The organism is Lysinibacillus sp. NPDC056220, assembly GCF_049315265.1.
GTDB lineage: Bacteria > Bacillota > Bacilli > Bacillales_A > Planococcaceae > Lysinibacillus > Lysinibacillus pinottii.
Genome location: NZ_JBMOXD010000005.1, coordinates 68342 through 94717 on the forward strand (window position 1 = coordinate 68342; position 26376 = coordinate 94717).

Here is a 26376-nt window from a genome sequence, read left to right on the forward strand (position 1 = left end):
GCTATTAGTGAAGAGACAGCTGCATCATTGTTAGTAATTTCCTCACAAACGGATGATATCGCAGAGGCAACAAAGCAGGGATTAAGCTTCGTTGCAGATACGCAGGAAAAATCAAGACGTGGGCAACATCAACTGCAAGAGCAAAATGATTTAATCCAAGTTATTTTACAAAGTGTCAACAGCCTTGAGGTGACTATGAATCAATTACGTACCTCCTCTCAAAAAATTTCCGAGATTGTAGGACTTGTCACGGGCATAGCTGACCAAACAAATTTATTAGCTTTAAATGCGTCTATTGAGGCAGCTCGAGCTGGGGAACACGGGAAAGGCTTCGCGGTAGTGGCAGAGGAAGTGCGAAAGCTTGCTGAAGAAACAAAAAATGCTGTCCAAAATGTGTCGCATCTCATTAAAGAAACTGAAAGTAATATTTCAACGATGGCAAATTCAGTTATTAATGTTGACCAAAAAATTCAACATAGCGTCAATACGCAAGAAAACTTATCTAAATCATTTAATGATATTGCTGATGCCGTATCTGGCATTCAACAGCAGTATGTTCATACATCTAGAGATATTTCAGCCATTTCTAATTTAATTACTGAATTATCACAAGGGGCTACACTTGTTTCCTCTTCTTCTGACTCACTCATTAATGTAGTCAATGAACTAAATAGGTAATATAACAAAGGGAGCCCCACCGCTTTAGGTGAAGCTCCCTTTTTCCTTAATGTGGCAATGCACGTTTTTGTTTACGATGCTCACGTCTTGCGGGCCCTGTTTCAAATAAACGTTTTTCCTCATCTGTTTCAGGATAAATTGCAGGTACGGGTACTGGTTTTCCTTCTTCATTTACCGCGACCATTGTTACAAATGATTCTGTCGTTAATTTTTCCTCACCAGTTTCAATATTGCGAGAAACAACACGAACATAAACCTCCATTGAAGAACGTCCTGTAGAGGAAACTATACTTTCAATTTCAAGAATATCTCCTACATGGGCAGCCGATAAAAAATCAACTGAGTCTATTGAAGCTGTGACTACAAGTCCCTTCGCATGTTTCATCGCTGTAATAGCAGCAATTTCATCAATATAAGCTAACACTCTTCCACCGAAAATAGAATTGTGATTGTTTGTGTCTGGAGGTAATACGAGACGCGATTGAACCGTACGTGATTGGCTCATGGGTACAGCATTGTTTGTCATATTCCTTGTAACTTCCCTTCATGTATGTTCTTTCGTCATCGTATCGTAGAAAAAGAGCTTATGCAAATCTAGAACGATTTTTTCATCGTAATAAATTTCATATCTGTCATTTCCTCAATGGCCCATTTAATTCCTTCTCTTCCATACCCACTCATCTTCACACCGCCATATGGCATATTATCTACTCGGAATGTCGGAACATCATTAATAATGACAGCACCCGCCTGTAATTCGTCGGCTGCATATAAGGCATCTGGCAATACATTCGTGTAAATACCTGCATTTAAGCCAAGGTCCGACTCATTTACAAGTCGAATTGCGTCATCTAATGTTTCATATGAAACAATTGAGACGATTGGCGCGAATGTTTCCTGACAAACGATTTTCATATCAGCTGTCACATTGGTCATAACAGTGGGCGTTAACGTTCGTTCTGTAAATACTCCTCCAGTTGCAATGACTGCTCCTTGTGCCTGTGCTTCTTCAATCCACTCTTTAATTCGTCCAACCTCATTCGGATTGATCATAGCACCTACATCTGTATTTTTATCTAAAGGATCTCCTACTACTAGCTTCTCAGTTTCCGCAACAAATGCCTCTGTGAATTCATCAATAATAGAAGAATGTACATAAATGCGTTGTAACGAAATACATACTTGTCCAGCAAAGTTAAAAGCACCGCTCACACAGCGACTTATAATTTTATTAAAAGGTGTCGATGGTTCGACGATAACTGCTGCATTAGAACCAAGCTCTAACGTTACTTTACGTAAGCCAATCTTTTCTTTAATACCTAATCCAACTTTTCCACTACCCGTAAACGTCACCTTTTTGACGTGAGGATGTGTAACCAAAGTATCGCTAAGCTCACCACCACTTCCTGTCACAATTTGCAACGCACCATCTGGCAAACCCGCTTCACGGAAAATCTCTGCCATAACAAGGGAACTTAATGGTGTTTGGGTTGCTGGTTTTAAAACAACTGTATTACCTACTGCAAATGCTGGGCCTAATTTATGGGCCACTAAATTAAACGGGAAATTAAACGGCGTAATAGCGGAAATTACCCCCAACGGTTCCCTTTTTGTCCAACCTATACGATCTCCTGCTCCAGGTGCCGCATCCATCGGTACCGTTTCACCTTTAGGCTGTTTGGCACCCTCTGCTGCAAATTGATAGGTGGCAATTGTACGATCAATCTCCGCTAACCCTGCTGTCAAAGGCTTTCCTGCCTCTAATGCTAAAATCTCTGCAAACTCTTCTTTTCGTTGTCGCATTAAATCGACGACTTTATATAAAATTTCGGCACGCTCGTAGGCTGTCGTCTTTTTAAACGAATGGAATGCTTGCTGTGCACCATCGATTGCTCTCTCCACATCTTGTATAGATGCTTTTGCCACTCGGGCAATCGCCTCACCACTATATGGTGATTTTAGCTCATAGCTTTCCTTTGCATCTTGCCATTGGCCGTTAATCCACAGTTTTGTTTCCTTCATCCTTCAAATGCACCTCCAAATAATTGTTCACCCCCATTCTATCACGAAGAGCTTGAACTAGATGCAATGGCGGCTGCACTAACTGCTGCTATCATTGCAGCTTGCTGAGCTTGAATTAATAATTCAATAGATGACATAATCGTCATAGACAGTGATTTTTGTACTTTCGCCATATGATAAATAATGATTTGCACAGCCATAAAGAGAACAAATTCACGATGCCATTTTAATAATTTTAAATCCTTTAATTCATGATATAAATTTATAACTTCTTGCAATTGATGATGAGTAAGATCTAGCAAGGCTAAAAACCCAAGTAAAGGATAATGCATGGCCTGTACTTTGACATCTTGTTTTTTTAGTGCATCTCGAATGGTCACGACATTGGGCACTAGTTGACGATCAAATTGTGGAGATAGGAAGGTTAATACTTGCGACAGCCATTGAAGCTCATTTCCTGCATGAAAATTATATGTTCGTAATTCTTTATAATAGCGATTCATTGTTTCTGCACGTATTTCCACATCATCAGATGGATTACTTAGTAACACAGCGTATGGAATATCTTCATAGGATGTTAAAAATGGGTGATGTTTACGAATGGCTTCAAATAAAGCTCTAGCTGCATGTGCATGCGCGATTTTATCCTTTTCATTCTCTGTCAAAAACTGAGCCGCAATATAACTAAAGTTACCACTTCTAAATTTCGCTTCCTTTAGTGCATTCACATTCGTTAATAGATTTTTTACTGCGTTTTCAGGATCCTCCTGCTTCATTAAATTAGCAGCTATGCTATAGCCTACCGTAGTTCTTAAAGGAGACATCCAAGAAGATTGCTTCTTCATTTCCTGTAAAATATTCTTGTATTGGACAGCATCAAAAGTTTTTCCCGAGGCCACGAATGTACTAGCTATTGCTAAAACAATCTTACGATCCACTGTCCACCCCGCAGCCTTCGATACATCCTCTACCGTATTTGTAAATTTATTTTCTATCATCACATAATCCATATTTAGCACGCTCCTTTACCCATTTTACGTTACATGATGCGAGAATGATTCATCCCGCTTGTAACAATTAACATAAAAAGTAAACTTAATTTAATATATGTTACTCTATTTTTTTGATTTAATAGGAAATATTAAACATATAAGAAAGGAGGAAAAACTGTTGATAGCAAAAACCACTCGGAAATTAATATTTACATTAACCTTAAAAGAACGTTTACAGCTATTTTTATTTTTACGAAATTCATCTAATAATATAGCTTTACATACCCTTTTTTCTAAAAATTAATACGAAAAAACAGCGGCAAAATTTTTTGCCGCTGTACAATGACTCGTCAAATTAATCCAAGCATCTGTAATTCCTCTGGTGTGAAGGCTCTCGATCTTGTTAAGAAACGCTTTCCTTCAACACCCTCTAATGAGAACATCCCACCTCTACCTTCAACTACATCCAGGATGATTTGAGTATGCTTCCAATAATCATATTGATTTTTATGCATATAGAATGGAGCTCCACCTATCTCGCCCAGACATATATCCTGATCACCTAATAGCAAGTCCCCCTCTGGATAACACATAGGTGAAGAACCATCACAGCATCCGCCTGATTGATGAAACATAACAGGCCCATGTTTCTCTTTTAATAGCTCGATGAGTGCCAGCGCTTCCGCCGTGGCTAATACACGTTCGATCACGCCCATGCACCTCCCTATGGTTTAGAAGAAACCAAGTTTATTTTCGCTATAGCTCACTAATAAATTTTTCGTTTGTTGGTAATGAGATAGCATCATTTTATGATTTTCACGACCAACGCCTGACATTTTGTAGCCACCGAAGGCTGCATGTGCAGGATAAGCATGGTAGCAGTTTGTCCAAACACGACCTGCTTCTATTTCACGACCAAAGCGATATGCTGTATTAATATCTCTTGTCCAAACACCTGAACCTAGACCATATAGTGTGTCATTCGCAATTTCTAATGCCTCTTCTTTCGTTTTGAACGTAGTAACAGCTACAACAGGACCAAAAATTTCTTCTTGGAAAATACGCATTTTATTATGTCCTTTAAAGACAGTTGGTTTAACATAGTAGCCATTTTCAAAGCCTTCTCCTACATTATTTTTCTCCCCACCGATTAGACACTCTGCACCTTCTTGTTTACCGATATCTAAATAAGAAAGGATTTTTTCCATTTGCTCGCTTGAAGCCTGAGCACCCATCATTGTGTTTGGATCCAGTGGATTACCAACTTTAATAGCTTCTACTCGTTGTAGTACACGTTCCATAAATTTATCATAAATAGATTCCTGTATAATTGCACGTGAAGGACATGTACATACTTCCCCTTGGTTCAGAGCAAATAATACGAAGCCTTCGACTGCTTTATCTAAAAATGCATCGTCTTTATCCATAATATCCTCAAAGAAGATATTAGGTGACTTACCACCTAGCTCTAATGTAACTGGGATTAGGTTTTGAGACGCGTATTGCATAATCAAACGGCCCGTTGTCGTCTCACCAGTGAAGGCAATCTTACCGATACGTGGGTTAGATGCTAGCGGTTTCCCCGCCTCTAAACCAAAACCATTCACAATATTAATGACACCTGGTGGTAATAAATCTTCTATTAATTCCACAAGCACCATAATGGATGCTGGTGTTTGTTCTGCAGGTTTTAATACGACACAGTTTCCAGCAGCTAGTGCTGGTGCAAGCTTCCATACAGCCATTAATAACGGGAAGTTCCAAGGTATGATTTGACCCACTACCCCAATTGGCTCATGAAAATGATAAGCAACGGTATCGTTATCGATTTGGCTTACAGAGCCTTCTTGAGCACGTAAAGCTCCAGCAAAATAACGGAAATGATCAATGGCAAGAGGGATATCTGCATTTAAAGTTTCACGTACCGCCTTACCGTTATCCCATGTTTCAGCAACGGCTAGCTTTTCTAAATTTTGCTCGATACGGTCCGCAATTTTAAGTAAAATGTTTGCACGTTCTGTTGGTGAAGTTTTCCCCCACGCATCTTTAGCAGCATGTGCTGCATCAAGTGCCAGTTCAATATCCTCAGCTGTGGAACGCGCTATTTGTGTAAAAACTTGTCCAGTAACAGGAGTGACATTATCAAAGTATTGACCCTTCACTGGGGGTGTCCATTCGCCACCAATATAATTATCATATTTCTGCTTGAATTGAACTACCGATCCTTCAGTGTTTGGAAATGCATAAACCATTTTACTTCTCCCCTTTACACAATTTAATGAGACTATCTACAAAAAACATCATTTTATAGCGAAATAACAATATTTTCATAGAAATCCTCTCACTTAATATATTGTCAGAAACGAATGATAATTTCAACTTTTCTAAAAAAATTCCAGGTAATTTATTTTTACTAGAAAAGTATATAGAATTCACGATTTGTATAACGTTAAGGTATACTTAAAAATAATATTAGATTTAGGAGAACAATATGCGTATTAATAAATATTTAAGTGAAACAGGCATTATATCTCGTCGCGGCGCTGATAAGTGGATAGCCGAAGGAAAAGTAACAATTAATGGAGAACCTGCGACAGTTGGAAGTCAGGTCCAGGATGGTGACATTGTTTGCATTGACGGAAAAGAGGTAAAAAAAGAACAACAGCTAGTCTATATAGCTCTAAATAAGCCGGTCGGCATTACAAGTACAACCGAACGTCATATAAAAGGGAATGTCGTTGATTTTGTAAATCATCCTTTACGTATTTTTCATATTGGACGTCTTGATAAGGAATCAGAGGGACTATTGTTATTAACCAATGATGGCGACATCGTCAATAAAATTCTACGCGCTGAAAACCACCATGAAAAAGAATATATTGTTCAAGTTGATAAACCTATAACTGAGCAATTTATTAACAAGATGAGCGCGGGCGTAGATATTCTAGATACAACCACATTACCTTGTTATGTTGAAAAGATATCAGACAAAGTTTTTAAAATCATTTTGGAGCAAGGCTTAAATCGTCAAATACGCCGAATGTGTTCAGCTCTTGGCTACTCTGTAAAGCGTCTACAGCGTATTCGTATTATGAATATTAAGCTTGGAAATTTAAAAGTAGGCCAATGGCGTGATTTAACGGATAAAGAACAGACGGAGCTCTTCAAGCTACTGAATTACACACCAAAATAAATATTAGAGGAGGGCGAGGACTATGATTTCCATTCAAAGCACAGAGCAGTTAACAGGAGTACAAATTTGTGGAGACTTCTGGGATTTAGATGAGCTTACTAAAGCTATTTACAAAGTAACTGGTGATGCCAATAAATACTATGATTATCAAGGTCCTCGACTCCGTATTTTAAGCGTTTGCTATAAACTGAGACATGCCATACTTGGGGAACACCAGATAGAGTTTGTAAGTAACGGCCTTAACAAGAACACCCTTATACAACATGAACTGATTTTCCCGACTAAAAACATCTATTTTGCCACAGACATTCTTTGGCCCGAAATTATTTTTAGTGCCATCGCTTTAAACGATTTCATTCATCTACACTTGAAATTAAACAAAGCATCTATTTGGAATCATGAGATAGCGACAATTCGTAAATTTCAAGCAGCTATTGCAGATTGTTTAGAACAGGAAGTTAAAGAAGAGGACTATGTAGTATTTTTAACTATGCTGCAGGCAAAAGGCCCATTAACCTTCCTTTTCGCCACACAGTATGTAGATGTTCTGAATCTAAAATACATCCAATTAAATAAAGAGGAACGTAAAGCTCAGCTTGCTGCATTTGCATTACGCCTACTTGTAGAGGATCATGAATATGTAGCACTCAAATCACATCTAATGCAAGCAGCCATTGCCACTAAACAACCTTTACACGCCATACAAATGCAGCTCAGCTATCCGGAAGAAATCTTATGGTAAATATACACAAAGCCGTCTCACAATGAATGAGACGGCTTATTTTCTATTTAATGGTTGGATAAGCCATTTTTCGAATTACTGCCTCGTGCTGAGGGTAATCTGCTAATAGCTCTTCCTGTGTAAACAATTCGAAATCCTCAAAGTCAAAGCCTGGGGCAACCATACATCCTACTAAACTAAACGTATCTACTTCCTCCACAGATGATCCAAAAATTGTATTTTTAGGCACCGCAATTTGTGGGATCTCTCCTGCTTCTACGTTCAAGCCAAGCTTCTTCGCTTCATATGTTCCATCTGGAAAAATCATATGGACTGTGAGTGGACTACCGGCATGGTAATACCATAGCTCATCTGACTTCAAGCGATGTAGATGTGAAATGTCTTGTGAGCGAAGTAAGAAATAAATACTCGTATAAATAGGTCTCTGAACATCTCTTACTGCAATATTCTCCTCAGCCCGAAATGAAGAAATATAATAGCCCCCTTCAGGATGTTCGGCTAAATTTAATTGTTTAATAAAATATGGTGCTGAATATTTCAAAAAGCATCACTCCTTTTTTCCACCTTACCAAAAATGAATAGTAAAATGCTACCTTCGATTATTTAATAGGGAGAACATTGAAAAGGGCCCCTCATTGTTGAGACGCCCTCCCCATTATAAACCACCCAAATAAGCAGCCTTTACTTGTTCACTTTCTTGAAGCTCTTTGGCTGAACCAGATAAAACAATGCGTCCTGTTTCGAGCACATACGCACGGTTAGCGACAGACAGTGCCATATTGGCATTCTGCTCAACAAGCAATACTGTTGTCCCCTCTTTATTCACCTGTTCAATAATATTGAAAATATTCTTTACCATTAGCGGTGCGAGCCCCATTGAAGGCTCATCCATTAATAGCAATTTGGGCTTTGCCATTAAAGCACGACCCATTGCAAGCATCTGCTGCTCCCCACCAGATAATGTTCCTGATAGCTGTTTGCGACGCTCCATTAGTCTAGGGAATAATTCGAAAACATGGTCCATATCTTTTTTTATTCCTGCTTTGTCATTACGCAAATAGGCACCAAGCTCTAAGTTTTCTTCTACGGACATATTGGCAAAAACACGACGTCCTTCTGGAACGTGGGAAATCCCCGATTTAACAATGGTTTGGGCTGCTTTCCCTGCAATAGAGAAGCCTTCGTATTCAATGATGCCACCTTTTGGCTTTAATAAACCTGACAATGTTTTTAACAATGTACTTTTCCCAGCACCATTTGCACCGATTAGTGTTACAATTTCACCCTCGTTTACTTCTAAAGAGAGGCCCTTTAATGCTTGAATGTTGCCATAATAAACATCTATATTTTGTACTTTTAGCATTAGCCGATAACCTCCTCACCAAGGTATGCTTCTATTACCTTTGGATTGTTGCGAATTTCTTCTGGTGTCCCGTCAGCAATTAATTGTCCATGATCAAGGACATAAATGCGCTCACATATACCCATTACTAAGCTCATATCGTGCTCAATCAGTAATATGGTTAAGCCAAACTCCTTACGAATAAACGCAATTAATTCCATAAGATCATGCGTTTCCTGCGGATTCATCCCGGCAGCTGGTTCATCCAATAATAAGAGCTTTGGATTTGCCGCTAATGCTCGGGCAATCTCTAATCTCCTCTGCATTCCATATGGTAAATTTTTAGCCAACTCATTCATATAGACATCTAAACCAAAGATTTTTAAAAACTCTATGGATTGAAGCTCCATTTCTGCCTCGCCCTTAAAATGCGTTGGTAAGCGAAAAATTGATGACCACATCGAATGCTTAGCAAGCGAATGATTGGCTACTTTAACATTGTCTAGAACAGATAGTTCTTTAAAGAGACGAATATTTTGGAATGTACGGCTTATTCCCTTTTGCGTTACTTGGTAAGGTGCAAGCCCGTTTAATTTCTGTCCGCCAAATGTGATGGTCCCCTCTGTTGGTGTATATACCCCTGTCAACATATTAAAGCTAGTCGTTTTCCCAGCACCATTAGGTCCGATTAATCCCACTAATTCACCTTGATTGAGGTACATATTAACACCTTGTACGGCCTTTAAACCACCGAATTGAATCCCCATATTTTCCACATTAATAAGAAGGTTTTCAGCCATTATTTTGTACCTCCTTTTTTCCCAAACTTAAATAAATCCGTAATTTCTTTTGTCCCCATTAATCCGGTTGGACGGTAAAGCATCACGATAATTAATACTAAACTGTAAATAATCATACGAGTTTCAGGGAAGTTTGCTAGATACGTCGATACGATTGTTAAGAATACCGCAGCAATTACAGAACCTGAAAGACTTCCTAAGCCCCCAAGTACAACGTAAATTAATATATCAAATGATTTTAAGAAACCGAAAGTCGTCGGTTGAATAATGTAAAAGTTATGGGCAAAAATTGCACCTGCTAGCCCTGCAAAGAAAGATCCAATTGCGAACGCAACAACCTTATAGTAAGTTGTATTGATTCCCATAGCATCTGCTGCAATCTCATCTTCGCGAATAGAAATACATGCACGACCATGACGTGAATTTGTAAAGTTTGAGATTACAAGAATGGTTAATACTACGCCAAAGAATGCATACGTCCAGTTAGATAAATATTTAACTTGCATCCCTGCTGCACCGCCAACATAATCCGTATTTAAGAAAATAATACGAATAATCTCCGCAAATCCTAATGTTGCAATTGCTAGATAATCCCCTTTTAAACGAAGTGTTGGAATACCTACAATAAGACCTGCAACAGCTGCTGCAACTGCCCCTAATAAGATCGCCAATGGGAATGGCAACATGAGCTTTGTCGTAATAATGGCTGATACATACGCACCAACAGCTAGGAACCCAGCATGCCCAATCGAGAATTGACCAGTAACACCAATAACAATATGCAAACTGACAGCCAGCATAATATTAATACACATCGTAATCAGCATATTTTTATAGTACATATCAATGACTTCGGTCATAATCAATAATTGCACAACTGCATAGATGACTAGCGCTAATACGGCATAGCCCCAGAAAACTTTAGACTTTTTCATATAACCGCTCACCTACACTTTCTCACGGGCATTTTTACCAAAGATACCCGATGGTCTGAATATTAAGATCAAAATTAAAATAACGAATGCTGCTGCATCTCTCCATAAAGAGAAGCCAAGAGCACTTACCAAGGATTCCACAACGCCTAATAACATACCACCAACCATAGCGCCAGGAATGATACCAATCCCGCCAAGAACAGCCGCAATAAATGCTTTAACCCCTGGTATAACACCCATTAACGGGTCAATCTTCGTATAATAAACACCGAAGATAACACCGGCTGCGCCAGCTAAAGCGGAACCGATGGCAAATGTTGCCGAGATTGTATTATCAACGTTAATCCCCATTAAGCGTGCTGCATCCGCATCATGAGAAACGGCACGCATTGCTTTCCCGATTTTTGTTTTATGTACGATGAATTGTAAAAGAATCATCAGTACAACAGCAACTGATAAAATTAAAATGGATGTACTACTAATTTGCACGCCCAAAATGTCAAAAGATTTATTTTTGAAAACTTCAGGATATGCTGCTGGCTGAGCGCCTCTGAAGAAAATTGTTGTATATTCAATTAATAAAGATACGCCAATCGCTGTAATTAATGCCGCGATACGTGTTGCATTTCGTAAACGTTTATAGGCAATCCGTTCAATTAAAACACCAAAGATTGCACAAATGAGCATCGCCAATAATAATGCTGGGAAAAAGCCAAGCTCCCATTTAGCAATTGCGTAAAAGCCAATAAATGAACCAATCATGAAAACGTCACCATGAGCAAAGTTAATCAGCTTGATAATACCGTATACCATCGTATACCCTAGCGCTATTAACGCGTAGATACTTCCTAGTGAAATACCATTCACAAGTTGCTGTATCCATTCCATACGCTTTCACTCCTTTGAATTTTCTGAAAAATGAGAAATCTGTACATGCATCGATACTAAAAAGTTATGTTTTATACAGCTATTGTAGTTATATAAAAAAGAAAAAAGGAAGGCGTGTTTACCCGCCTCCCCCTTGCTGCTTACAAAACATTAAGGATTAACTTTAGAGTTGAACACTTGTTTACCGTCTTTAAATTCAAGAACTGTTGCTGTTTTAATTGGGTTATGGTTTTCGTCAACTGAGAAAGTACCTGTTACTAAAGAAAGATCCTTTGTTGCAGCTAATTCATTTTTAATAGCTTCCCCATCCGTAGAGCCTGCACGCTTAATTGCATCAGCAATATAGTAAATAGAGTCATACCCAAGTGCGTTGAACGCATCAGGTGCCTTATCACCATTTGCCGCTTTAAATGCCTTTACAAAGTCTTGAATTTTTTTATCTGGATCTTCCGCAGAATAGTGGTTAGTAATGTACGTATTATTTAATGCATCTTTCCCAGCTAGATCCACTAAAGTTGGTGAATCCCAACCATCAGCACCCATTAAAGGTACATCAATACCCATTTCACGGGCTTGTTTAACAATCAAACCAACCTCTTCATAGTATCCAGGGATAAAGATAAAGTCTGGATTCGCTGCTTTAATATTTGTTAATTGTGTACGGAAGTCTGTATCCTTCGCTACATAAGCTTCTTCCTTCACAATTTTTCCACCACTCTTAGTCATCGTTTCTTTAAAGGACTTTGCTAAACCCTTTGCATAATCAGATGCGTTGTCTGCAAAAATAGCTACATTTTTCGCACTTAGCTCACCTGAAGCAAAGTTAGCTGCCACAATCCCTTGGAAGGGGTCAATAAAGCATGTACGGAATGCATATTCGTTAACGCTGCCATCCTCGTTTACTGTAATATTTGGGGCAGTTCCAGAGCCCGTAACAATCGGGATTTTATTTTGATTAGCAATTTGAACCGTTGCTACTGTATTCCCAGAAGTTGCAGGTGCTAGCATTGCTACTACTTTATCTTGCGTTGCTAGTTTAATAGCTGCGGCTGTGGCCTCAGAGTTTTCTGATTTATTATCTACTTTAATCAGTTCTATCTTCTTACCATCAATACCACCCGCATCATTAATTTCTTTTACAGCCAATTCTGCGCCCAGACCGATTGAAGAACCGTAAGATGCTACATTTCCTGAAAGCTCTAAGTTTGCACCAATTTTAATTGTATCGCCATCAGATGAGCCACCGCCTGATGATGAGCCACCACCTGAACTTGAGTCGTCTCCGTTACCACAACCAGCAAGTACACCAGCAAGTAATGAAGATGCTACTAAAAGTGAACCGAACTTCTTAAGCTTTTTACTCTCTTTCATAATTAAATTCCCCCTGAAAATTTCTAAAATATTAGATATTTCTGATAATTATAAACAAATACATTCATTTCCTCAATAGCAAAAATAATTATTTATAACTAGCTAAAATGACAGAACAATATTATTCATTTATGACTTTTACATTGTAAAACATTCTTTATATTTAGTCTAGAGTGATTTTTCAGTATAATTAGTTATTTGCGAATTATCTTTTAATTCAAGCCATCGTATAGTACAAAACTATCATATGCTATCATTTTTTTAAGATAAGAATTAATCCGAACATATTTGTTATTTTTAGTTCTTGATAAATTATTTCCCTGAAAATAAGTCTGTAAAAACAGGAAAAAGCATAGAGACGGTTGCCCATTACTCTATGCTTTCTTTAATTCGAACACACAAAGACGTTCATTAATATTTGTTTCATTTTCTAAATGCACTTCATGAAGCAATTCAAATGGTGTTCCCTGATGTAAAAACTGTAAATAATCATAGGGTGGATAGTATAAAATGATATGAATATCTCGCATTCGTTGCTCGTAGGATTGCCAAATGTTCTGAATAACTGTGCGGAAAATGTGAATAGAAAAGGGATTAAAAAAGAAAAATACATTATCACGCGGCTTTATTTCATACGCCTCTGCTATCGTATGAAGAAATGTAATGGGTGCATGTGAACGATTTTTTTGAAGATAGCTTCGTTTATTATCTTCTGCCTCTGCATAAAATCCAGCATCCATCTCTATTCCGATCGTTGGAATATGGAATTGATGATGAACATAAATGGGTACCCTTCCTTTTCCACAGCCCATATCAATAAACACTGGGTTGTCAGGCATTTCGTATATAGCAAATAATTGTTCAAGCCCATTGTAAGGTGTTGGTTCATAACGATGATAGTGGGCAAGCTTTGGGAAACCATATTGTTCTCCCACGGTCTTAATATGCAAATATTTATCAAACTGTTGTTCATTCATATGAAAGGACTCCTAAGAACAGAATGCTTTATTTTAGCACGAGAAAAAGCAAAAACCATACCCAAAAGTTTGGATATGGTCATTTTTTTAACGGCCTCTCCGCTTAAATCTATAAACAAAGAGAAGTGAAAGGAGTAATAACACTAAGGATGCAATGATTGTAATCACTGTAGTCTTATCAATAGTGGTGGCTGGATCGGCGATTTCCTTATTGGCACCAGGCATTCCCATTGGCGCTCCGTTTTCTTCTGGGCGCTGCATAGGCCCACCATTTTGACCTTCTCCCCCCCTTAGTCCATTGGCTTCTTTGTTAAACGGAGGACCTTGAGATGGATCAAAATCCTCTGGTAGCTGACTCGGATCAAAATTATCAGGCATAGCTTTCATTTCTCCATCTTCATTTGGAACTGGCATCGTATTATTTTGAGAAGTTGTCAATGCTTCCACAACAAGCTCCCCAGAGAGCTGTTTTAAAATAGATTCGGAGCGCTGCTTTGCAAACTCAGGTAAACTATTCTCACCTTCAACTGCCTCTAAAAACTGTTCCGTCGTAGAAAATTTAGTTGGATCCGCTTCGACATAGGTTGTTAAAAGCACCGCTAATTTTTTTGTCATTGATTGTACATAATCCTCTGTTAAATAATTCGTCGTTAACTCTTCTAAATAACCTTCATATTGAGCGCGATATTTCTCATTAGTAAGTAAGGCATTCAGTAGTGGCCGCTCCTCCAAAGTTGTACCAGAGACAGGAGTAGTCACACTAAAATTAATAGCACTCTCGGCCATTAGGTTTCCTGACATACCCATATCCATGTTAAACTGGCCATTCTGTTGTTGCCTATCCACACCCTTTTGATCCGTTTGTCCATTGTTCTCCATTGGTGAACCTGAATTAGAAGCATCAACTGGCTTTTGACGATTTTCTCTACCCATTCCCATTCCACCGCCACCTGCTCCAAAGCCGCCAAAGGACATATTGTAATCCCAAGGGATAATTGAAAACTTGCCATTCTGTTCGTATAAATAATAGTTATGCTTCATATTCCCTTGATAACTGTCTAAATTTACAAGTGCTGTATTGACAGCAAAATAACATAGCATTTCATCAACATCCAAATATTTTTCAATGTCTCCACCATTATTAATAGCATCCAGCATTTCTACAAATTTGGATTGCTCGATATTATCTTCATTTGTTTTTAATCCAATACCTGTATAATCCAGAATATCCTCACTAATATATTTTAAATCACTGCCTATCCCATCTGGCTTAAATAAGAAGCCATTATTGGAGCCATAGTTATTAGCTAGGAACGTTTCATCCACTGCTTCTACGCCTAAAAACAAACCACGTTCCTCACCATTTACTGTGACATACATATAGGAATGTGCTGGCGTTGGTAAGCCCATTTGCTCCATCAATTCATAGGATATATACTCTCGCATTAATGTAGAGTCACTATAATTATTATTTAAATTTAACTTTTTCAAGCCAAATAAACTTTGTGTGTCATCATAATAATCAAAATCAATTTTTAAACTATAACGATCTGAGTCACTGTTGATGACGGAGCGTAACGTTAAATTTCCTTTCGTGCGAATAGCCACATTCTCAATTTTCTTGCCGTTTACTGTAATATCCGCCTGTTTTAACTCTTCATCTGCCGCATTTTCCAGCATGTCAGCCCAATCTTCCTCTGCTATCTCGATATCGACTGTAGTGACTTTGTTTTTATTAAAAACTATATTCTCATAAGAGAACTCGGTATTCTTTGTTTCAATGCCTACATTCGGAAGCACAGCATATATTACAACAAAGAGAAGGAGAAGAATTGCCATGCACAGGTAGACAATTCGGGTTTTAATCATCACTGACACCTCGCTTTGGAATCCTTTTTGTGAACGTAGTCATTATGCTGTAAAGTTCCCGTCATAGCTTAGCATAATGGCAGATTTTACACCCGGCACTTTTGTTAGTAGATCCATTAGTTTAGCATCGTTTTGTTTGACGCGAATTTCATACGTTGTTTCCATTTCCTCATTGTTCATAATCGACTTCGATTTGAGGGCGAATTTTTTTGTTTGTGCAGCTATAATTCGCTCCACCTCTTGAGATGCTAGCTCTTCCTCAAACTTTACAATTAATAAATAAGGATTTTCCACTGTAATTTTATTGACAAATACTAACAGCACAAGACCAATTAACACGGAACCAATAATGACTAAAGGAATAAAACCTGCCCCACATAAAATACCTGAAACAATTGCCCAGAAAATATAAACTAAATCCATAGGATCCTTAATAGGCGTTCGGAAACGCACAATGGATAATGCACCAACCATACCAAGAGATAGAAGAACATTCGAACTGATCCCCATAATCACGAGTGCTGTCGCCATTGTCATAATGAGCAATGCAATATTGAATGAATGAGAGTAAATCACTCCGTTAAAGGTTTTCTTATAAACTGCGTAAATGAAAAGCCCAATGAAAAATGCTACGACCAAACCAATAATTGAATCGATTAATGAAAAAGATGTTGTTTTTTCTAAAAAATTAGATTTAAAAATATCACTAAATTTAATTGTATCCATCGTTCGTTCTCCTTTTATTAGCCATACATACGACTAAGTTGATATTTTGAATAAGCCTCGGCACGTGTATCTACAGACTGAAGTAAATATTTGATGATGTCCGGTAAATAGTCATCATATTTCACCTCTAAAATCACTAGGTTTTGCTCTAGTACATCCACCATGGGTAAGTTTGGATTAAACATATCTGTATTGCGTAAGCTGGATTGCACCTTACTATCAAAAGTTACTCGTACATTACCAAATGGGTAAATATACGCCTCTCGCACATAATCTACTACTGTTGTTGGTCTAAGTTGCCTGTAACTCATCTCTTGATATAAGTCCCTAAGCAGTCCTCGCTCATCCTCCTCCATCCATGAAATATCTCCAAGGCGCATTTTTTCATATTCAGCTTGAGATATTGCACACTTCGTTTTAAAGGTTAAATTATTCCGTTTACTCTTGCGCTCAAGATTGATAATGGCACTAGATTGACCGTATATTCGTACGCGGTATTTATCTCGATTAATATAGCCTTCCTTTTTCTCATTGAGCACTTTATTCGCAAAATTATCGAAGTACGTACTTCGAATTACATATTTCCCATCCGCACCCGCATGCTTGTCCAGCTGCATAATATACTGTAGCTTGGCTTTTAATAACGCATAGTCTGGATAGGAAATCGCTTGTTTAATTTCTTGACGACCATTTGGATTAAATGAGGTTACTATAGGCATATACATCTCACTCCCTACTAAATATCATTGTCATATAGCGGCTGAATCCCAACGATAGCAAAAGAACCTTTTTGCTCGTTTCTCGTCTACACTGTCTACTATAAAGAGCGTTTGTGTCAGGCAGATGTCAACTTTACATTTTCTTCACTGATATTTTACAAATCATTTCTGGCCTTTTGTTTCCATGAAGCCCATAAAAAAGCTACCACGCCTTTACGACGTAGTAGCTTTTTGCAATAGTAATTCAAAGGAAGTTCCTGTGGCATGACTTTCGATTAGTTTTAAGTCACCACCAATAGATTGTGCCATCATTTTACTAAGAGGTAATCCAAGACCTAACCCTCGAATCGCATATTTTTTATTCTCTCCTCTATAAAAACGCTCAAATATAAATGCCTGATCCTCTACAGGAATACCTCGCCCTGTATCCTTTACAATAATTGAGACCGTATCCCCTTGCTCTTTAAGTGTTAGCGTTACAAATCCTATATCCATCGACTGTTTCGCATTGGTTAATAAGTTTGTCATAATTTGCTGAATACGGACAATATCTACCTGTACATGGATGGCAGGATCAACTAGGTGCAAGCTTACATGAACACTGTCATCTTCCTGCATTACTTCCCACTGTGCGACCACCTCCCGCAGAAGTTGATTGACATCTACAGGCTCAAGCTTCACCGGAATCGCATCTACTGCAAAGTGGTTAAAAGCAAGTAAATCACCGACCATTGTTTTCATTTTTGTCGTTTCGATCACAGCCATATTTATAAATTCCATTGCATCTTGTCCTGTTACAACGCCATCCTTTACAGCTTGTAATAGCCCACTTATAGAAGTGACGGGTGTTTTCAGTTCATGGGTGACGCCTGCCAACAATTCTGTTCTGGTTTTCTCCAGTTGTTCAAGTTTTTGAGCCATATCTTCAAAGGAAGTTACAAGCTCATATACCTCTTTTTCCTTACAATCCTGAGGTAAATCGACTGAATAGCTACCCTCCTGCACTTGTTTTGCTGCTGCTGCTACTTGTTTTATGGGACGTGCTAAACGTTTGGACAAAAAATAGATAGCAACCCAGCCTAACAAAGCCAAAGTCCCAATCAGAATAGCAAGCTGACCATAGGCTTGATTCACTCTTGTTAAATTTTCTTTCTTCTCCACTACTAGCACCCAGCCAATTAGCTCCTGACTATTTTCTATTTTTCTTTTGACCACATATTGAACAGGCTCTAATCCTATCGTTAATTCCTTTGTACCTTCTTCACCATCTAACATACTCTCTACATTTTTAGCACTGCCTGGTGGTACAGGGCGGTTACTTGTTATGATACTGCCCTTTGTATCGACTACATACAGGATAGGATCGATTTCTCTCATAGTAAAACGTTCCCGATCCCCAATGAAACCAGGAATACCGTTAAACGGCCAATTATTGAGCCCCGAATTATCGGTTAAACGATAGACCGTCTCGTCCGCTAAAAACTCCATCATCTCTAGTCGATTTTCAAACGTCGTATGGCGAATCCAAGCTGCCGAAATCAAGGAAATTATAGCTAAACCTATAAATAGTGTAAGTAAGTAACGGCTTGTCCAATATTGAAGTAAAGATATTCTTTTATTTCTTTTGAACACTCAGCTGATACCCCAATCCACGTAGTGTCTTTATTTCGCCCTCTGCTTCATCCCATTCCATCAACGCTTTACGAATCCGTTTCACTGCTAAGTCTACCGCTCGATCACTTCCGTCATACTCCCAGCCCCAAACATGATCAATGAGCTGATCACGCGTAAATGTTTGGTTCGGATGGTCAGCTAAAAATAAAAGCACCGATAAATCTCTAGGCGTTAATAGTATTTCCTTCCCTCTTAGAAACACTCTATGTGCCTTCCTATCAATTTCGAGAGAACCGTAACGCTTTAAAGAGGATGAATCGGTGCTTCCTTCAGCCCGTCTTAAAACGGCCTTCACTCTCGCAACAACTTCATCTGCAATAAAGGGCTTTGGAATATAATCGTCTGCCCCTTGGTCAAATCCTTCTAAACGGTAATTAACCTCGCCTAAAGCGGTTAACATTATAATGGGACAAGCACTGAATTCTCTAATTTCCTTTAAAATAATCCAACCATTTTTCTCAGGCAGCATAATATCTAGTAACACTAAATCTGGTTGAGTCTCAATAAATTTATCTAAAGCCTCACCACCACTAAAGCACTGTGTTACACCATAGCCGACCTTTTTTAAATAAACGTTTAACACCTGGCTAATTGCATATTCGTCTTCTATTACTAATATATGCGCCATTTTTGTTCACCTCGATACTACTAGCTCTTATAATTAGTATAGCACCGGATTATGTCAGTTAAATGTCAGCATCTATGAAGAAGTTTACTTACGATGAAAATATAAAGAGGACTTCTATTGACAATGTCTTCCTAAGCCACTTATCATTGATTGCGAATGATAATCAGTGATAATTCATTCAAAAACCTAGTAAATGAAAATAAGGGGGGAAAAGCATGATTATTGTTACAAATCGCATTCAAGTGAAACCAGGTTTTGCAGCAAGAATGGCTCCAAACTTTACAAAACCAGGTCCTTTACAACAATTTGAAGGCTTCCATAAAGTAGAGGTATTAATTTCAACGGATGATCCTACTTATGACGAAATGAGTGTTAATATGTATTGGGAATCCAAGGAGCATTTCCAGGCATGGCGCAATAGCGATGCCTTTGCTGCAGCCCATCACCGTCCAAGTTCAGGCTCTGAAGGGGAAAAAACGGATAGCCCGATTATCGGCAGCAAAATAGTAGTTGCTGAATTAGCATCTTCCATTGAAGCTTTACGTTCATAATCACACTAAATATTTATACATGATCTTCTGATTCTATCTAAAAAGCCCTGCATGCTGACATACGATGCAGGGTCTTTTTCATGAAGATAGTTTATACAACATCCTTTAAAAATGGATTAGTTATATGGCAGTGCAATATTTTTCAACATCATAATAAGAAAATAACAAGTATATAGCCTAATATAGATAGACAAACTGAGCCAATTAAACCAGCAACAAATGCCTTTACTCCAAGCTCCTTAAAGGTTTTAATCTCAACATTTAATCCAAGACCAGCCATCGCCATAGCAATTAAGATATAGGCAATATTTACAAGGGCTTGCGCCACATTAGCTGGTATAATACCTAATGAATTAATTGCACTCATTGCTAAGAATCCTAATATAAACCAAGGTATGATTGACAATGAAAATGTTTTTTTCTCTTCTCCTTTAGCCGTTCTTCGATAGAAAATGCCGATTATAATGGCAACTGGAACTAGCAGTGCGACACGAGTTAACTTTACAATGACCGCTATATCAATAGCTTCATTTCCACCAGCAGATGCCGCAGCAATAACATGAGCTATTTCATGTAAGGTACCACCCGCGAAAATGCCATACTCTGTTGGCGTTAAGTTCATAACAGAATAAAGTACTGTATAAACAAGTGTAAATACGGTTCCCAATAGCGCAACAATGGCTGCCCCCACAGCAGTTTCTTTTTCATTTGCTTTAATTTGAGGTGCGATTGCCACAACAGCTGCAGCTCCACAAATGGCAGTGCCGCAAGCCGTTAGTATCCCTAGCTTTTGATCTACGTGAAATATTTTTGTTAGACCATACACTACGATTAATGCAAATAATAAATTAATGACTGCAATGAAAAAAACATTTGCTCCAGCGTGATAAATATCAGCTAAATTTAAACGCATCCCCAATAAAATAATGCCGAATCGTAATAGCTTCTTACTGGAAAATGCAATTCCCACTTGCCAGGAATCCTGTACTTTAAATGCTGCTCGCCAAGCCATCCCTAATATAATAGCAATGACCAATTGTCCTAATATTGAAAAGAAAGGAAAAGTAGCAATATATTTAGCAACTAAGGCAAGAAGGAGTGTTAGTAATATTCCCTTCAGAAAGTTTGATTGAAGTGCGTATTTCCCTTTGTTCTGTCCATTAACCATGATGTTCACTTCTTTCTCCTTTGTTGAGTACTACTTTATTAAAAAGTCCACTATTAGTAAAATACATATATATAATTGTTACTATTAAAATTTCTAATTTTAGAGGTGTAGATATGCAATATGAGGCTTTAAAAACGTTCATCACACTAGTAGAGGTCAATAATTTTACAAAAGCATCAGAAATACTTCATATTTCACAGCCAAGTGTCAGCTTACACATTAAAAACCTTGAGCAGGAATTACAAACTACTTTATTTATTCGATCGCCAAAATCTGTACAAATTACACCAACTGGTGAAATTCTCTATAAACGGGCTAAGCAGATTATGGCGATAACTGAGGCTGCTAAGGAAGACATTGCAGCCTATCATCAAGAAGTACAAGGGACACTTGTCATAGGTGCCAGTTTTACTATAGGAGAATACATACTGCCTCCTATTATCGCTAGCTTGCAACAACGCTTCCCACAACTTGAGCTTCAAATTATTATTGGTAATACGAAAGAAATCATTCAATATACAAAATTATTGCAAGTTGATATTGGCCTGATAGAAGGACAGGCTCATGACAATGAACTTTTAATAAAGCCATTTATGCAGGATGAGTTATTTATTGTCAGTGCTAGCAATCATCCTCTAACAAAGCAACAGCCCATTACTGCAGACAATCTTCAACAGCAAAGCTGGGTTGCGCGTGAGGAAGGCTCTGGCACGCGTTATTATTTAGATCATTTATTTAGAGCCAATGGTTTACAGATTCAATCATTGTTAACTATTAGTAGTAATCAGGGAGTTAAAGAAAGCGTTATGCAAGGACTTGGGCTTTCCTTACTGTCTGCGTGTGTCATTGAGCGTGAGTTAAAAAATGGCGATATGGCGATTCTGACCCTTGAAGAACAGCATTTTATGCGGACATTTTCTTATCTTTGTTCGCCAACTATGAAAAATAAGCGGAATGTTGATATATTAATTGAGGTATTATCAAAAAAAGCTTAGTGACGCTTCCCGTCGCTAAGCTTTTTTGATGCTTCTTCTAGTATTAAAACGTTTATGTTCAATGATTTCGACAAATTTGGTCGCCGCTCTAGAAAGGGGTACTGTCTTTAAAAAGCACATCCCTATACTCCTGGGTGGAATATTTCCATTTAAAGATAATTCGTATAGAAGTCCTCTGTGTAGATAATCCTTCGAAAACTCCTTTGTAACACATGCGATTCCTAAATTACTACGGGCAAATTCTAATACAAGATCATGTGAACCTAACTCAAACTCAGGTTCAATATGGACCCCTCGTGATAATAAAAAATCCTCTACATATTTTCGTGAATTCGATTTTTTCTCTAGGAAAATAAGCGGGAATTTTAACAGATCCTCATAGCTTAAACTTTTAGAAGCCAGTGTCTTATATTTCTCGCCACAGACAAAAATATCTTGAATATCCGTACATACCGTTAACTGTAATGTCGAGTCCTCTATGGGAAAATTACAAAAACCAATGTCCACCTCACCCGATTTAATAAAATTGCAAATTTCAGTGGTAGTACCATTTAACATTTCCAACTTAATATTCGGGTACATCGTATGGAATGCTTCTAAATAAGGCATAAGGAAAAAACGTGAAATCGTATCTCCTACGCCAATCTTTAGTTGCCCGGTTGTTAAATTTTTAAATTCTAATAACTTTTCTTCACCCGCATCTAAAAGTCCTAAAGCCGAATTCGTATATTCAAATAGCAGACTGCCCTCTGTTGTCAAAGTTACACCCTTAGGCGTTCGATTAAAAAGACGTGTACCCAGCTCTTTTTCCAGTTGCATCATAGCTTGGCTAACAGCAGGCTGAGTCATATATAAAACCTTGGCTGCTCTTGAAAAGCTATTATTTTTAGCTACAACACTAAAAACACGGTATAAATCTAATTTCCCTATCATATAAGCACCCCTTATAGCTAGTATATGAACTATTAATTTTACTTATATCATGAGTGAGGCGTATAGTAAAATCATATGGATTTTACATCAAAGTTAAATGAGGAGAGATTAAGTTGGAACGTGTAATCGGTACAGTTGTAAGAGGTCTTCGTGGTCCTATTATTAACGAAGGCGATCATATTGAACAAATTGTTGTAGATACGGTGTTAAATGCTGCGAAAATAGAGGGTTACACTATTGAAGATCGAGATATTGTGACCGTAACTGAGTCAGTAGTAGCACGTGCACAAGGGAACTACGCAACAATTGATGATATCGCTGTGGACGTAGCAGCGAAATTCGGCAATGATACTGTAGGAGTTATTTTCCCTATTTTAAGTCGAAATCGTTTTGCTAACTGCTTACGAGGTATTGCTAAAGGCGTTAAAAAGGTTGTCTTAATGCTAAGCTACCCATCTGATGAAGTTGGCAATCATCTTGTCGATATCGATGAGTTAGATGTAAAAGGCATTAATCCTTGGACAGATACATTAAATGAAGTGGAATTCCGTGAGCATTTCGGCTTTAAAAAGCACACATTTACTGGTGTAGATTATATTGAATACTATAAAGAGTTAATTGAAGCAGAAGGGGCTACATGTGAGGTCATCTTCTCCAATAATCCAAAAACCATTTTAGACTATACAAAGAGTGTCCTAACATGTGATATTCACTCACGTTTCCGCACAAAGCGCATTTTAACAGCAAACGGTGCTGAAAAAGTTTATAGCCTTGATAATATTTTAGCCGAATCCATCAATGGTTCTGGTTTCAATGCTGAATATGGTCTACTTGGCTCTAACAAGGCTACAGAAGATAGTATTAAGTTGTTCCCACATACTTGCCAGCCGATTGTTGACGGTATCCAAGCTAAAATCAAAGAAGCTACAGGAAAAACTGTAGAAGTTATGATTTACGGAGATGGTGCATTCAAAGATCCTGTGGGTAAGATTTGGGAGTTAGCAGATCCTGTTGTTTCTCCAGCCTTCACAGCCGGATTAAACGGAACTCCTAACGAGGTTAAATTAAAATATTTAGCAGACAATGACTTTGCTGATCTTCGAGGAGAAGAGTTAAAAGCTGCTATTTCTGAATATATTCAAAATAAAGATGAAGATTTAACAGGTCAAATGGCTGCACAAGGAACAACACCTCGCCGCTTAACTGACCTTATCGGCTCCCTATCTGATTTAACATCAGGTTCAGGAGACAAAGGAACGCCTATGATTTACATTCAAGGTTATTTCGATAATTACACTAAATAATACAAAAGAACTCTCGTACTAGTGACGAGAGTTCTTTTTTGGATGGAGGATGACAGGGATCGAACCTGTAATCCCTAGATGAAAGGGATATGCAGCCTAGCAACTTCCTCATAATATACTATGGTTGATTGATTCTATGAAGTATTACATTTTTCTCAGTCCTTTTCATAAATGAATGAAATTACTTTTATTTTAAACGGTTAGGTATTACTTTTTCTTGTAGCCAGTGTTCACTTGTTTGAACATGGTGAGGTCTCACAAATTTGCCCAAATTATACTGAAAATCATCATAATGAAAGGATTCGGCATTTCGAATGACATAACCCTCTTGTTCACCATCAAACATTGATTTCCCAGTAAACATTCGTTTTATTTTATTCTCGTCGAAAATCCCTCTGTATAAAACAGGCACCGTTTCAACACCTAATTTTTCCGCAAAGGCAACCGTCTCATCCCAACTTAAACAAATATTATCTTCATTCCAAATACTAAATAAATAAAAATAACTTGTTAGTGCCTGATAATATATAGAATGCTTAGCATACATATTTTCTCCACATAGTCGCCAACTATCTGGGATCTGATAAGAAAAACTAGCATGGAATGTTTTAACCCAATGTCTAGAAGGATGGTTAGCTGAATGGATGCTTCTAGCATGCATATAGTCCTTGTACAGCGTTGTTCCTTCTCCATCTAGCTTTTCAGTGACAACAACCTCTTTCCCAATAAAATGATTCACATTTTTAGCAACCTTGTCATCATGGGTATAGCCTCTGCTCCATGGTAAATGAAAGCTTCTTGGGTATTTCATTAATTTCGTCATATTTACACTCCTTTCTCTATTGTTTATTTCGCAAACTGGTCAGCCTCACGGAAAAAGTAAAGCCTTGTTAATAAATCCCCATCTAATAAATGATATATTTCACTTCCCCCTCTATCGCCACCATACTGGATTAGCATATGAAATTGAACTAAATAGACGACCTTTAATACAAAATCCACTTCAAAGCCCAATTCTAATAAAAAATGACAAACGATTTGTGCTGATACGTTTTCATGACCATAATAGCCATATCGTTGTTGCAGCGGCTTATATTTTTTACAAAATGGTTTACCAACATCATGGAATAATGCTGCTATTTGTAATGCCAGCTTATCACTTTCCGAATAGTATTCATTGATATAGGAAAAGACAAAATAAGTATGCTGACATAATAGAAATTGGTGATGTGGATTTTCTTGATTGAATTGATAAATCTCTTTAAAAAGTGGAATTACTCGAAGTGTTTGAAAAAGCTCCTCATAATTGGGCTCACGTTGAATAAGCGAAATAAATTGTTGTCGGGAAATTGCATAGGGGCTTGATTCATGTACGATATGCACTTCATCAAATCCTTCTCCCACCGTCGGAAATTCTAAATGCTTGCTCATTTTCTCCATCACCACTAACGGTACATTTCTCTTTCGTTGTTGGTTTCTAGCTACACATATGGAGTAGGGGGTGTCAAAATAATAGCATTCCTTCCTAACCGAGGTTGGCAATTTACCTAGTGCAAATATCCTCCGTTCCCGTTCAATATTGGTAGCATCTACAATGACCGTATAACCCTTTGCCACAAGGTCATTAAGACGCTCATATAGTGTACGAAAAACCTGACGTGATTTCTGTTTTGTTGCGTCACCAAATAGCTCCTGACGTATAGCATCACTCGAAAGGACAACGGCATTTTCTTTTTTTGCTAGCTGCTTCACAAATGTGCTTTTTCCACTTCCAGGTAATCCAACTGTGAAAATTACCTTCATCTCTTTTTCACCTCCCTTCAAGTTTCTATATCGTATAAGATAAACAATCCTTTAGTGCTTTTCAAT

General features: G+C 38.0%; 27 protein-coding genes. 6 read left to right on the top strand and 21 right to left on the bottom strand.

What is annotated here, in order from left to right; translation table 11 throughout:
- The first annotated feature begins 189 nt into the window (after positions 1-189).
- A complete protein-coding gene (locus tag ACOZBY_RS16445) occupies positions 190-678 on the top strand; it encodes a methyl-accepting chemotaxis protein (RefSeq protein ID WP_373561627.1) in 489 nt (162 codons plus the stop codon).
- Positions 679-724: 46 nt separating this feature from the next.
- On the opposite strand, the gene ACOZBY_RS16450 is transcribed toward ACOZBY_RS16445, so the two are convergent.
- From ACOZBY_RS16450 to adh, 5 genes are all read right to left on the bottom strand, one after another.
- Complete coding sequence (locus ACOZBY_RS16450) at positions 725-1204, bottom strand: acyl-CoA thioesterase (protein ID WP_025116473.1); 480 nt, start codon at positions 1202-1204, stop codon at positions 725-727.
- Between the two features lie 68 nt (positions 1205-1272).
- Complete coding sequence (locus tag ACOZBY_RS16455) at positions 1273-2700, bottom strand: aldehyde dehydrogenase family protein (RefSeq protein ID WP_012296104.1); 1428 nt, start codon at positions 2698-2700, stop codon at positions 1273-1275.
- Positions 2701-2741: 41 nt separating this feature from the next.
- Positions 2742-3710: a DUF4003 family protein gene (locus ACOZBY_RS16460; RefSeq protein WP_325882141.1), complete on the bottom strand. Its 969-nt coding sequence runs from the start codon at positions 3708-3710 to the stop codon at positions 2742-2744.
- Between the two features lie 332 nt (positions 3711-4042).
- Complete coding sequence (locus ACOZBY_RS16465) at positions 4043-4402, bottom strand: DUF779 domain-containing protein (protein ID WP_031416741.1); 360 nt, start codon at positions 4400-4402, stop codon at positions 4043-4045.
- Between the two features lie 21 nt (positions 4403-4423).
- Positions 4424-5944, bottom strand: a complete 1521-nt coding sequence (gene adh, locus ACOZBY_RS16470; RefSeq protein ID WP_012296107.1) for an aldehyde dehydrogenase — start codon at positions 5942-5944, stop codon at positions 4424-4426.
- A 239-nt stretch (positions 5945-6183) separates the two neighbouring features.
- Between adh and rluF the strand changes: the two genes are divergently transcribed.
- Together rluF and ACOZBY_RS16480 are read left to right on the top strand one after the other, a co-directional pair.
- A complete protein-coding gene (gene rluF / locus ACOZBY_RS16475) occupies positions 6184-6885 on the top strand; it encodes a 23S rRNA pseudouridine(2604) synthase RluF (RefSeq protein WP_012296108.1) in 702 nt (233 codons plus the stop codon).
- 22 nt (positions 6886-6907) lie between these two features.
- Positions 6908-7627 carry a DUF6904 family protein gene (locus ACOZBY_RS16480; RefSeq protein ID WP_012296109.1) on the top strand — a complete coding sequence of 240 codons (720 nt, stop codon included), beginning with the start codon at positions 6908-6910 and terminating at the stop codon, positions 7625-7627.
- A 43-nt stretch (positions 7628-7670) separates the two neighbouring features.
- On the opposite strand, the gene ACOZBY_RS16485 is transcribed toward ACOZBY_RS16480, so the two are convergent.
- The 12 genes from ACOZBY_RS16485 to ACOZBY_RS16540 all read right to left on the bottom strand — a co-directional run bounded on the left by ACOZBY_RS16485 (position 7671) and on the right by ACOZBY_RS16540 (position 19556).
- A complete protein-coding gene (locus tag ACOZBY_RS16485) occupies positions 7671-8168 on the bottom strand; it encodes a cupin domain-containing protein (RefSeq protein ID WP_325882142.1) in 498 nt (165 codons plus the stop codon).
- A gap of 114 nt (positions 8169-8282) precedes the next feature.
- Complete coding sequence (locus tag ACOZBY_RS16490; RefSeq protein ID WP_012296111.1) at positions 8283-8990, bottom strand: ABC transporter ATP-binding protein; 708 nt, start codon at positions 8988-8990, stop codon at positions 8283-8285.
- Positions 8990-9769, bottom strand: coding sequence for an ABC transporter ATP-binding protein (locus tag ACOZBY_RS16495; RefSeq protein ID WP_012296112.1), 780 nt, complete (start codon positions 9767-9769; stop codon positions 8990-8992). The genes ACOZBY_RS16490 and ACOZBY_RS16495 overlap by 1 nt, the downstream gene beginning before the upstream one ends.
- The gene (locus tag ACOZBY_RS16500) at positions 9769-10704 is read right to left on the bottom strand and encodes a branched-chain amino acid ABC transporter permease (RefSeq protein ID WP_031416743.1); all 936 of its coding nucleotides are present in this window, start codon (positions 10702-10704) and stop codon (positions 9769-9771) included. Before ACOZBY_RS16500 ends, ACOZBY_RS16495 begins: the two co-directional genes overlap by 1 nt.
- Before the next feature lie 12 nt (positions 10705-10716).
- Positions 10717-11592 carry a branched-chain amino acid ABC transporter permease gene (locus ACOZBY_RS16505; RefSeq protein ID WP_012296114.1) on the bottom strand — a complete coding sequence of 292 codons (876 nt, stop codon included), beginning with the start codon at positions 11590-11592 and terminating at the stop codon, positions 10717-10719.
- Between the two features lie 150 nt (positions 11593-11742).
- Positions 11743-12963 carry an ABC transporter substrate-binding protein gene (locus ACOZBY_RS16510; protein WP_012296115.1) on the bottom strand — a complete coding sequence of 407 codons (1221 nt, stop codon included), beginning with the start codon at positions 12961-12963 and terminating at the stop codon, positions 11743-11745.
- Positions 12964-13337: 374 nt separating this feature from the next.
- Positions 13338-13940: an SAM-dependent methyltransferase gene (locus ACOZBY_RS16515; protein ID WP_031416744.1), complete on the bottom strand. Its 603-nt coding sequence runs from the start codon at positions 13938-13940 to the stop codon at positions 13338-13340.
- 87 nt (positions 13941-14027) lie between these two features.
- Entirely contained in the window at positions 14028-15809 is a 1782-nt protein-coding gene (locus ACOZBY_RS16520) for a CotH kinase family protein (RefSeq protein WP_031416745.1), read from the bottom strand.
- A gap of 42 nt (positions 15810-15851) precedes the next feature.
- Positions 15852-16535: a DUF4956 domain-containing protein gene (locus tag ACOZBY_RS16525; protein ID WP_036165083.1), complete on the bottom strand. Its 684-nt coding sequence runs from the start codon at positions 16533-16535 to the stop codon at positions 15852-15854.
- Positions 16536-16552: 17 nt separating this feature from the next.
- Positions 16553-17254: a polyphosphate polymerase domain-containing protein gene (locus ACOZBY_RS16530; RefSeq protein WP_031416747.1), complete on the bottom strand. Its 702-nt coding sequence runs from the start codon at positions 17252-17254 to the stop codon at positions 16553-16555.
- Between the two features lie 213 nt (positions 17255-17467).
- Complete coding sequence (locus ACOZBY_RS16535) at positions 17468-18886, bottom strand: sensor histidine kinase (RefSeq protein WP_036217770.1); 1419 nt, start codon at positions 18884-18886, stop codon at positions 17468-17470.
- The gene (locus ACOZBY_RS16540; RefSeq protein WP_036165088.1) at positions 18870-19556 is read right to left on the bottom strand and encodes a response regulator transcription factor; all 687 of its coding nucleotides are present in this window, start codon (positions 19554-19556) and stop codon (positions 18870-18872) included. The genes ACOZBY_RS16535 and ACOZBY_RS16540 overlap by 17 nt, the downstream gene beginning before the upstream one ends.
- A 215-nt stretch (positions 19557-19771) precedes the next feature.
- On the opposite strand from ACOZBY_RS16540, the gene ACOZBY_RS16545 reads away from it, so the two are divergent.
- Positions 19772-20107: a heme oxygenase gene (locus tag ACOZBY_RS16545; protein WP_012296118.1), complete on the top strand. Its 336-nt coding sequence runs from the start codon at positions 19772-19774 to the stop codon at positions 20105-20107.
- A gap of 148 nt (positions 20108-20255) precedes the next feature.
- Here ACOZBY_RS16545 and ACOZBY_RS16550 read toward each other — a convergent pair whose 3' ends face one another.
- Entirely contained in the window at positions 20256-21275 is a 1020-nt protein-coding gene (locus ACOZBY_RS16550) for a YeiH family protein (protein WP_012296119.1), read from the bottom strand.
- Positions 21276-21388: 113 nt separating this feature from the next.
- On the opposite strand from ACOZBY_RS16550, the gene ACOZBY_RS16555 reads away from it, so the two are divergent.
- Positions 21389-22270, top strand: a complete 882-nt coding sequence (locus ACOZBY_RS16555) for a LysR family transcriptional regulator (protein WP_031416752.1) — start codon at positions 21389-21391, stop codon at positions 22268-22270.
- 15 nt (positions 22271-22285) lie between these two features.
- Here the strand turns inward: ACOZBY_RS16555 and ACOZBY_RS16560 are convergent, their stop codons facing one another.
- Complete coding sequence (locus ACOZBY_RS16560; protein ID WP_012296121.1) at positions 22286-23203, bottom strand: LysR family transcriptional regulator; 918 nt, start codon at positions 23201-23203, stop codon at positions 22286-22288.
- Between the two features lie 113 nt (positions 23204-23316).
- On the opposite strand from ACOZBY_RS16560, the gene ACOZBY_RS16565 reads away from it, so the two are divergent.
- Entirely contained in the window at positions 23317-24507 is a 1191-nt protein-coding gene (locus ACOZBY_RS16565) for a coenzyme F420-0:L-glutamate ligase (RefSeq protein WP_012296122.1), read from the top strand.
- A gap of 187 nt (positions 24508-24694) precedes the next feature.
- Here ACOZBY_RS16565 and ACOZBY_RS16570 read toward each other — a convergent pair whose 3' ends face one another.
- Both ACOZBY_RS16570 and ACOZBY_RS16575 read right to left on the bottom strand, forming a co-directional pair.
- Complete coding sequence (locus tag ACOZBY_RS16570; protein ID WP_012296123.1) at positions 24695-25330, bottom strand: RNA ligase family protein; 636 nt, start codon at positions 25328-25330, stop codon at positions 24695-24697.
- 23 nt (positions 25331-25353) lie between these two features.
- Entirely contained in the window at positions 25354-26310 is a 957-nt protein-coding gene (locus ACOZBY_RS16575; protein WP_036162456.1) for an AAA family ATPase, read from the bottom strand.
- Between the last annotated feature and the right edge of the window lie 66 nt (positions 26311-26376).

Coding starts and splice junctions, on each gene's coding strand:
- ACOZBY_RS16450 (WP_025116473.1), bottom strand. CDS start 1,204: ATGACAAACAATGCTGTACCCATGAGCCAATCACGTACGGTTCAATCG.
- ACOZBY_RS16455 (WP_012296104.1), bottom strand. CDS start 2,700: ATGAAGGAAACAAAACTGTGGATTAACGGCCAATGGCAAGATGCAAAG.
- ACOZBY_RS16460 (WP_325882141.1), bottom strand. CDS start 3,710: ATGGATTATGTGATGATAGAAAATAAATTTACAAATACGGTAGAGGAT.
- adh (WP_012296107.1), bottom strand. CDS start 5,944: ATGGTTTATGCATTTCCAAACACTGAAGGATCGGTAGTTCAATTCAAG.
- rluF (WP_012296108.1), top strand. CDS start 6,184: ATGCGTATTAATAAATATTTAAGTGAAACAGGCATTATATCTCGTCGC.
- ACOZBY_RS16480 (WP_012296109.1), top strand. CDS start 6,908: ATGATTTCCATTCAAAGCACAGAGCAGTTAACAGGAGTACAAATTTGT.
- ACOZBY_RS16490 (WP_012296111.1), bottom strand. CDS start 8,990: ATGCTAAAAGTACAAAATATAGATGTTTATTATGGCAACATTCAAGCA.
- ACOZBY_RS16495 (WP_012296112.1), bottom strand. CDS start 9,769: ATGGCTGAAAACCTTCTTATTAATGTGGAAAATATGGGGATTCAATTC.
- ACOZBY_RS16500 (WP_031416743.1), bottom strand. CDS start 10,704: ATGAAAAAGTCTAAAGTTTTCTGGGGCTATGCCGTATTAGCGCTAGTC.
- ACOZBY_RS16505 (WP_012296114.1), bottom strand. CDS start 11,592: ATGGAATGGATACAGCAACTTGTGAATGGTATTTCACTAGGAAGTATC.
- ACOZBY_RS16510 (WP_012296115.1), bottom strand. CDS start 12,963: ATGAAAGAGAGTAAAAAGCTTAAGAAGTTCGGTTCACTTTTAGTAGCA.
- ACOZBY_RS16515 (WP_031416744.1), bottom strand. CDS start 13,940: ATGAATGAACAACAGTTTGATAAATATTTGCATATTAAGACCGTGGGA.
- ACOZBY_RS16520 (WP_031416745.1), bottom strand. CDS start 15,809: ATGATTAAAACCCGAATTGTCTACCTGTGCATGGCAATTCTTCTCCTT.
- ACOZBY_RS16525 (WP_036165083.1), bottom strand. CDS start 16,535: ATGGATACAATTAAATTTAGTGATATTTTTAAATCTAATTTTTTAGAA.
- ACOZBY_RS16530 (WP_031416747.1), bottom strand. CDS start 17,254: ATGCCTATAGTAACCTCATTTAATCCAAATGGTCGTCAAGAAATTAAA.
- ACOZBY_RS16540 (WP_036165088.1), bottom strand. CDS start 19,556: ATGGCGCATATATTAGTAATAGAAGACGAATATGCAATTAGCCAGGTG.
- ACOZBY_RS16545 (WP_012296118.1), top strand. CDS start 19,772: ATGATTATTGTTACAAATCGCATTCAAGTGAAACCAGGTTTTGCAGCA.
- ACOZBY_RS16550 (WP_012296119.1), bottom strand. CDS start 21,275: ATGGTTAATGGACAGAACAAAGGGAAATACGCACTTCAATCAAACTTT.
- ACOZBY_RS16555 (WP_031416752.1), top strand. CDS start 21,389: ATGCAATATGAGGCTTTAAAAACGTTCATCACACTAGTAGAGGTCAAT.
- ACOZBY_RS16560 (WP_012296121.1), bottom strand. CDS start 23,203: ATGATAGGGAAATTAGATTTATACCGTGTTTTTAGTGTTGTAGCTAAA.
- ACOZBY_RS16570 (WP_012296123.1), bottom strand. CDS start 25,330: ATGACGAAATTAATGAAATACCCAAGAAGCTTTCATTTACCATGGAGC.
- ACOZBY_RS16575 (WP_036162456.1), bottom strand. CDS start 26,310: ATGAAGGTAATTTTCACAGTTGGATTACCTGGAAGTGGAAAAAGCACA.